At 56.9% G+C, this 6,904-nt stretch carries 11 protein-coding genes; all 11 read right to left on the reverse strand.

Annotated elements, in window-relative coordinates; all coding sequences use genetic code 11:
• Positions 1 to 18: 18 nt before the first annotated feature.
• Positions 19 to 681: a DUF7716 domain-containing protein gene (locus GQ56_RS43180; protein WP_052007320.1), complete on the reverse strand. Its 663-nt coding sequence runs from the start codon at positions 679 to 681 to the stop codon at positions 19 to 21.
• A 67-nt stretch (positions 682 to 748) separates the two neighbouring features.
• Positions 749 to 1,318: an SMI1/KNR4 family protein gene (locus tag GQ56_RS0123525; RefSeq protein WP_265183119.1), complete on the reverse strand. Its 570-nt coding sequence runs from the start codon at positions 1,316 to 1,318 to the stop codon at positions 749 to 751.
• 123 nt (positions 1,319 to 1,441) lie between these two features.
• Positions 1,442 to 1,930 carry a DUF4265 domain-containing protein gene (locus GQ56_RS0123530; protein WP_031400974.1) on the reverse strand — a complete coding sequence of 163 codons (489 nt, stop codon included), beginning with the start codon at positions 1,928 to 1,930 and terminating at the stop codon, positions 1,442 to 1,444.
• A 17-nt stretch (positions 1,931 to 1,947) separates the two neighbouring features.
• The gene (locus GQ56_RS0123535; protein WP_160257562.1) at positions 1,948 to 2,529 is read right to left on the reverse strand and encodes a hypothetical protein; all 582 of its coding nucleotides are present in this window, start codon (positions 2,527 to 2,529) and stop codon (positions 1,948 to 1,950) included.
• Positions 2,530 to 2,652: 123 nt separating this feature from the next.
• The gene (locus tag GQ56_RS45920; RefSeq protein ID WP_034199687.1) at positions 2,653 to 3,090 is read right to left on the reverse strand and encodes a hypothetical protein; all 438 of its coding nucleotides are present in this window, start codon (positions 3,088 to 3,090) and stop codon (positions 2,653 to 2,655) included.
• 104 nt (positions 3,091 to 3,194) lie between these two features.
• Positions 3,195 to 3,518, reverse strand: a complete 324-nt coding sequence (locus GQ56_RS0123545) for a DUF7716 domain-containing protein (RefSeq protein ID WP_031400977.1) — start codon at positions 3,516 to 3,518, stop codon at positions 3,195 to 3,197.
• A 159-nt stretch (positions 3,519 to 3,677) separates the two neighbouring features.
• Entirely contained in the window at positions 3,678 to 4,019 is a 342-nt protein-coding gene (locus GQ56_RS44590; protein WP_152601833.1) for a hypothetical protein, read from the reverse strand.
• Positions 4,020 to 4,320: 301 nt separating this feature from the next.
• Entirely contained in the window at positions 4,321 to 4,677 is a 357-nt protein-coding gene (locus GQ56_RS44595; protein ID WP_152601834.1) for a hypothetical protein, read from the reverse strand.
• 179 nt (positions 4,678 to 4,856) lie between these two features.
• Positions 4,857 to 5,111 (reverse strand): hypothetical protein, encoded by a 255-nt coding sequence (locus GQ56_RS46250; RefSeq protein ID WP_200877999.1) that lies wholly within the window; start codon positions 5,109 to 5,111, stop codon positions 4,857 to 4,859.
• A 713-nt stretch (positions 5,112 to 5,824) separates the two neighbouring features.
• Complete coding sequence (locus GQ56_RS41710) at positions 5,825 to 6,115, reverse strand: immunity 53 family protein (protein WP_075122998.1); 291 nt, start codon at positions 6,113 to 6,115, stop codon at positions 5,825 to 5,827.
• Between the two features lie 599 nt (positions 6,116 to 6,714).
• Positions 6,715 to 6,904, reverse strand: a 190-nt coding sequence (locus tag GQ56_RS45635; RefSeq protein WP_031400978.1) for a hypothetical protein, incomplete at its 5' end; no start/stop codon positions are given.

A 6,904-nucleotide genomic window follows, 5' to 3' on the forward strand; every position in this document is an offset into this window, starting at 1 on the left:
TTTTCGTCGTGCGCGCGGCTACTCGCCGTTCGAATCCAGATCGAGGAAGTCGTCGTGGCGATCGTAGTGATCGAGACAGCGGACGAGGTCGTCGATCGACGCGCCCGGTTTCTGACGAAAGGCCAGATCGACGACGTCCTGGAAGTGCTCGCACGAGCAGCGGAATACGTAACCAAGCTCCGCGACCCGCTCGGGGTAGCTCTCGCGATCCTCGTCGTCGACCTGTACCTTGTCGCCGATATGGATCGTCTGCTGCGGATACCAGCCGGCGTCGCCGTCATCTCCATACACGTCGTATCGCCACGCCGGATCGTAGCCCTCCGGCCGTTCGGCCTTCGCTCGCACAACCGCGATGAAGTCGGCAAGCGTGAACGTCCTGTTCTTGAAATCTGCCGGGCCGCGAATCTGCAATCCGATGCGCTCGCATTCGATACGCGCCAGCAATCGCTCGACCCTGTCACGCTCGCACGCCAGCACGCCGGCATCGGTGTCGCGTGCCGCCGCAAGCGCCCGCTCCAGGAACAGACGCGCCGATCCGCCGCGTGACGTCTCACACATCAGATCGCCCAGTGCGACGAGCGACTGGGCGAGCGCAACGCGATCGCCCTCCTGCCCGGCCTCGGTCAGCGCAAGATGGAGAGCGGCTTCGCCGCGATCCGTCATGCCACGATCGAGCAACATCAGCGCCTTGCGAAAGGTCTGCCGCGCACTCACCGCGACGCCCCGTTGCCGGACAGATCCGTCAGGCTCATTTCCCGCGCCCCTCCGTGCAGCCCCGCATCGACAGAAAAGCCGAGAAACCGTCGGCTACCGGCGTCGTCTCGCCCGTCTCGTGCGACCAAAGGACGACGACCGGCTCGCACATTGCCCCGGTTCGGTCGTAGTCGAAGCAGTAGTAGTCCCCAGTCCCGAACTCGGCAAACGGCAACAAGTGCGAGAAATCGGCATCCGTATGGTCGAAATTGTCTCGCCACGCGCGCCAGCCTTCGTCGTAGCGCCGCACGATCGAATTCCACGTCCTGCGCGGATTGCGTGCATCGAAGACGGGGAACACGGGCAGTCCGCCGAGCGACCGGCCATTGTTGAGCCGCAGCCATTCCTTGAACGAGCGCGGCAACGCGCGGCCGAGTGCGGCTTCGGCCGCCTCGATTTCTGCCAAAGTCGTACCGATGGTTGGCGTCCCGGTCATCGAGCGGTTTTCCTCCAGGTTCGCGGCGGATGTATCGGCGTATCGGCCGGGGCGGCCGGGGCGGCCGGGGCGGCGACATCGCGTGGAATCGACGACGCCGCGGCACTGGCTTGCGTGATGTTGTCGCATTGCGCTTGCGTCATGCGGGCTATCCTCGGTTCGGCCTGGCCGCCCCGGGAATCGACAATCGACAACCTTCTCATCCCGGGCTCCGCAGACTGCTCCGATATACCCGCGTTCGGCTTCGCACCGTCACGGCTCGATCCACCAGTCGAGCAGCGTATCGTCGTCCGGATCCTCGAAATTCCGGTAGATGTTCGCGTAATACCATGCGAGGCCGGTTCTCGCCGTGAAGCTGTCGAACACCTCGCGGATGCGCTCCCCGCCGATCCGGTACGGTACCGAAAGCGCGAGCGAGCCGCCGTAACGGCCGTCGAGTGTGCCGTTCAGTCCGGACTCGACGTCGCTCGCGAGCCGATCGATCTCGTGATCGGGGATCGCATCACCGTATATCTGGATACAGTAGTTGCCGCCCCGCTTCAATACCGTGGCCGGACGCACGGGGTCGTCTATGCGAACAAGATCGCCTTTCGCCAGATTCAGCGCGAGGCCGGGCGATGCCAACAGTTCGTAGATGCCCGGCTCGACCTGACGCGCGGGAAGTTCTTCGTGAACGGGCGCGCTTCCGGAGCTGCCGGCATAGACGTAGATCAGTTCGACATCCTGGTCGCGGCCGTTCATTTCATGCTCGCCTTTATTCACCCGTCGATCATCTCCATGAAAACCGGTACATCCGCATCCGGTAGTGCCTCACCCATCCGCGACCGGATCTCGGCAAGGAATGCCGGCCGGATTTCATACGTGTCGTCGAAGATATCGCGTGAGTACTTCCCGACGAACAGCTCACACCAGATACATAGCGCGTGAGCGAAATGCACAAGGGATGGCGCGACGCGCAACGGCGCCCAGCTGCCCGCGCCGTGGCGATCGAACAGCACTTCGCCTTCCGGCACGACGATAACCGGATCGCCGCCCATCTGACCCAGCGCGATCCAGTCGTCGCACCATCCGGACAGACGCCGCCCCGATGCGTCGACGCGATAGCCGGTCTGGCCAATCGTGAGATTCGCCTCGTTGCCGTACAACACGAGATCGTCGGCAAGCCACGGAATCGACAGATCGACGCCGTCGAGCGCGGCGAACCATGCGGTCATTGCCGGGCCGACAGCGTGGCGCCCGGTGAGTGTCGCGTGATCGGGCTCACGCGCGCCGATGCCTGCGTGCGCGTCCACCATGTCGCGAATTTCGACGACGCATTGCTTCAGGTCCCGAATCGGCATCATGTCTCCTGTTGACGTAACGTGTCGTCGAATCGACTGCGAACGATAGCGGCCCCGCATCGATCATGCAGGCGCGCCGTGAAATTCCGCCAGACGTTGGCGGCGAATAATAATGTTGCCGGCTTAACCTTCGACTGCCTCGTCGAAATACCACGCCAGGAACGCCGAGAACGTAGCCCAACGCGCATCGATTTCGCCGGCCATGAAGCTCGCATGTGTGCCCAAATCGTAGTCATGCACGGCACCGGACAGCGTGTCGTACAGGTACATGCCCTCGCTTTCATCCGACGTCAGCGGCAGCAGATGATCGGCAAACGCATAGCGATCCCGCACGTAATCGAGCGATTCGACGATACCCGAGTAATCGAGCAGATCCCACAACTCGGCGACTGGACGCGGGCTGGTGAAAGGCCCTTGGTACGCGAGATAAAACACGGCGAAATCGGTGTCGCGCGCGATGCCGAGACGATCGAGCGCGCCGAGGACGGCCTGCGGGTCGTCGCGTTCAACGTTGCCGGTCTGTTTCGCCAAATGGGCGTACACGTTGTCGGTGATGGTCATTGCGGCTCCGCCCGATGTCCGGTCGTCGCGGGTTCTATCGGACGTCAGCGTGGCTGGTGAAGTACGGGAGCACAATGCCCTGCCGTCGGCCTGCTCACGCGTCGTCAGAACAGGATGAATTCGTCGTTCTCGACGTAGAAGACGAACGCGTCGAGCAACTGCGCAACGCTCGGTTCGTCGACCTGATCGTGAGCGTTGATCACAATTTCCTCGATCATCGTGTTGCTCAGCGTGACGCGCCAGCCGGGTTGGAGTGTCACGGTCGATGCCGCGATTTCATCCGCGTCTGCGGCTTTCAGGTCTTCGGTGAATTTGCCCTCGGTGTCGGGCGTCCACGGCATCGGCGGCAGGCAAAGCCATCCGGCGAAGTCGCCCGGGTGTTCGAGAATGTGCTTCAGCGACGCTTCGGTCGTGATCGTTGTCGACATGGGAATTGCAGTGATAACTGGGGTAGTCGGTCGGAACAGCCAAGCGGCGGTTGCAAAAATACGTCACTCGCAACGCTCAAGTGATCGACGTCGCGATTATGCCCGTTCCTGCAGTGTGAACAACACGTCAGACTGCATGCTCGACCGATGGCAAGCAGATCATGCCGGATACCCGAAATATACGATGTCGAATGCGTCGATCCAGTGCGCGAACTCGTCCGGCAGCACGTCACGCAAACATTCGACAGCTTCGATCCGCTTGTCGGATGCGAACGTCACCACGTCTTGTGTCGAGGCACCGTGAATGGTCAAGACGATCAGGCTGCCGCATTTCCCGGCAAACGCAGCACGCCGACAGGCGCCTGGATCCTCAACGTCATCGAAAAACACGACTCCCGACGTCGTCAGATCTTCCTCCCGACAACGAACATAGCCCCAGTCCGCGATCCTGACCGGGTGTGCGTGAAACGCGGCTTCAAGCGAGGAATAATGGACCGTCATCTTTGTCGCGGCCGCGTCCAGATGCCTGCGTTGAGCAGCCGGTCAGCGTTGATAGCGAATCGTTTATTCATACTCAATCTTTGAACCACGCGATCGAATCCGAAATAATCACCTCTTTCAAACCGAGCAAGGCATCTCACTCAACCACCCGAATAAACTGGAATTTCCCCTTCTGGAAACCCTCCTTTCCACCCGCAAGGAATACCATCCCTTCTATAAATATCATACACTTTATCACTCACCGGAAGCCGATCATCAAAAAATGTCACATTCACGAGCAATACGTAAAAATCCCCACAAATCACATCGATAATTTATTCCAAAATACCAATCCCCTCCCCCTTGAAATAATATCCGGCATTACCTCACCATCAAACACATCAGATCCAATTTGATAAAATTTGCCACCCAGACCCAAATCATCTTCCAAATTCACTCCCTCAACCGTTCGAGCGTTACCCTCCAAGATATGAATCCAATACCGATACCCACCACCCTTAATTACATCCACATCTTGATCGCAAGCGAATATCTCGGCATTCTCTGCATTATTTACAATAATTTCACTTTCTCGAGATACGAATCCGCCCCACAAAAAATCGGCCCATTTATCAGAGAAAGAAGCATTCTCACAGACGCCCAAAGCTTCGACACGCACAAATCTTGATTACCCACAAATCGCCTTGAATTTCAAATTTACCCAAAATATCGCCGCACGTCGGTTGCCCCTCGCCAGTTAACTATCGAATTATTGCTTCTCGCAAGCGTCGCCCCGCACTTCTTGCAATCCCTCATCAACATTACCACCTTAAATCTACCGACGGCATTCATCAATCGTCACGCACTCACAGCCAAATCCGGAAGAGAGATACTGCTTCCTTCCAATATACACATCGCTTCATCCAAAAATCTCAAAGGAAGATCCGTCCTTTCTCCATAGAGATCGACAATTCCGACCTCCACCACATTATCTACCAAAATTAAAAAATCGCACAAATCCTCGCCGTGCAGCATGTCTTTAAGACTATCTGGCATTGGGTCCCCTCGCCCGTTTAGATCAAGCAATGTCCCTCGTGAATCCCATTCCGCCATGCTTCGACTCGAAGCCATCGAATCCAGATGACTCAGCAAGGCGTCAATAGCCGGGTGAGAAATATCCTTATATTCACAGTATCGCCTCAAGCACAAAGATGCATAGAGTTGCCTTCCCTCAGAAGAACAACTCGACAATCTTTTAAGCAACTCAATTCTATTCATGATGACCACATCGTCGAATCAAATTCATATTAAACTTCTTGAGCAACGAATTACACCAAGCATTGCCCCTTGTCCATATCACGAACTCTACTCATACTATTTTTACTACGTACGCTGGCAACAGATGCCGTTGTGCCATCTAAACCTTGGAAACAATCATCGCAATGCTATTCGGTCGCAGCGATACCGGAAAACTTTGCGCTTTATCTGCAAGCCTGCCTGCGAGTTTGCCGCTCAAGCCCAGAGGACGGTCGTCTCTCGTTCAACGGAATTGCCCATACTAATTGAGCCGCAATGGTACCGTCGCCAGTGACGCACACTCATCCATTCGCATGCTGTCTATTCCCGCGTGCTGCAGGCATGCATCCTCATAGGCAACGTGCTCACCATCGCATTGCGAAGCCAAGAAAGCATCGATTCTCTGAAATTCGACATCCGAAGCAATATCAACTGCATAGAGCGATAACCCGTTGGTTCCTCTGGCTCAAGATCTCAGGCCGCTGGCTGACACACGACGTAGGTTTCCACGCAGGGCAGAAGCTCCGCGTTCACGTCGAACACGGCAAGCTCAACCAATCGACAACGAGCGCCAGTAGTTCATTCAGATTACCAGGACCACCGTACCCGACGAATTCCGTTTCGGTTGCCTTCACCGTGATCCAATTTTCTTCATCGCGCTCTGCATTCATATCGACAGGCTTCCTCCCTGACGCACCGCTTACCTTGACCCTCCAGCCCGGGTTGTCAATATTGGTAATCTCGACGCCATAAGAGTGCTCCCAAACATCGTCGCATTGGGAGGTATACCAGTTTTGCAAAGCATCAATCAGATCACTCATTTGCACAGCCCCTTTCGTCTCGCCAGTTCCCTTGCAACACGAACGTCTTGTTTAGTCGCAGCCCTTGTAACCTCTGTCTTTTTCGACGTCGTCACTTGGCCGTTTGGCCCAACGTTAATTGTACGAGTCTGAACATGAGGTGTCGGAATATCTGTTCCCGTGGCCTTATCGAAATGCGATGCCCCTTGCAGATCAATGTGGCCTTGTGCTGTGGGCGTAGAGAACGTTACCGAATTTTGGTTGATCTGCTTTGAAAGTTCTTGGGCCATCTCAGTTGAATCTTTCGGCCCCTGAGACGCGTAATCGTTGCAGCTAGGCAAGCATTTAGGACATTGCTTCGAAAGCCCCAGTGGATCGACCCATTGCACCGGGTTTGGCGCGTATTGATAGACTTTTTACACCGACACGCTCGCCCCTCGTATACGCCGCAATCCCTTATCCAGCAAGGCTTCCAGCCCTTCACCTACGCCACGTCAGTAATTTTTTCCTAGACACGATTTTCCCGATGCGCGCACCCGGGCGCAAGCGCGGCCCACGCATCTTGCAATGCATGACACTTGCCCCGCCAAGCCTATTCGCGGCGGGCTGACGTGCCCGCCTTACTCGTCCTCGTCCTCGTCCTCGTCCTCGTCCTCGTCCGCTTCCGTTTCCGCTTCCGTTTCCGTTTCCGTTTCCGTTTCCGTTTCCGTTTCCAGTGCCGCCAGCAGCGTCCCTGCGGCCGCGACGTCGACGTCATCTTGGTACTCTGGCTCCCGCATCGCGCCGGGTGCGTCCGCGACGAAGTGCAGC

The organism is Burkholderia paludis (assembly GCF_000732615.1).
In the GTDB taxonomy this organism is placed as follows: Bacteria; Pseudomonadota; Gammaproteobacteria; order Burkholderiales; family Burkholderiaceae; genus Burkholderia; species Burkholderia paludis.

Coding starts and splice junctions, on each gene's coding strand:
- GQ56_RS43180 (WP_052007320.1), bottom strand. CDS start 681: ATGTTGCTCGATCGTGGCATGACGGATCGCGGCGAAGCCGCTCTCCAT.
- GQ56_RS0123525 (WP_265183119.1), bottom strand. CDS start 1,318: ATGCGACAACATCACGCAAGCCAGTGCCGCGGCGTCGTCGATTCCACG.
- GQ56_RS0123530 (WP_031400974.1), bottom strand. CDS start 1,930: ATGAACGGCCGCGACCAGGATGTCGAACTGATCTACGTCTATGCCGGC.
- GQ56_RS0123535 (WP_160257562.1), bottom strand. CDS start 2,529: ATGCCGATTCGGGACCTGAAGCAATGCGTCGTCGAAATTCGCGACATG.
- GQ56_RS45920 (WP_034199687.1), bottom strand. CDS start 3,090: ATGACCATCACCGACAACGTGTACGCCCATTTGGCGAAACAGACCGGC.
- GQ56_RS0123545 (WP_031400977.1), bottom strand. CDS start 3,518: ATGTCGACAACGATCACGACCGAAGCGTCGCTGAAGCACATTCTCGAA.
- GQ56_RS44590 (WP_152601833.1), bottom strand. CDS start 4,019: ATGACGGTCCATTATTCCTCGCTTGAAGCCGCGTTTCACGCACACCCG.
- GQ56_RS46250 (WP_200877999.1), bottom strand. CDS start 5,111: ATGGCGGAATGGGATTCACGAGGGACATTGCTTGATCTAAACGGGCGA.
- GQ56_RS41710 (WP_075122998.1), bottom strand. CDS start 6,115: ATGAGTGATCTGATTGATGCTTTGCAAAACTGGTATACCTCCCAATGC.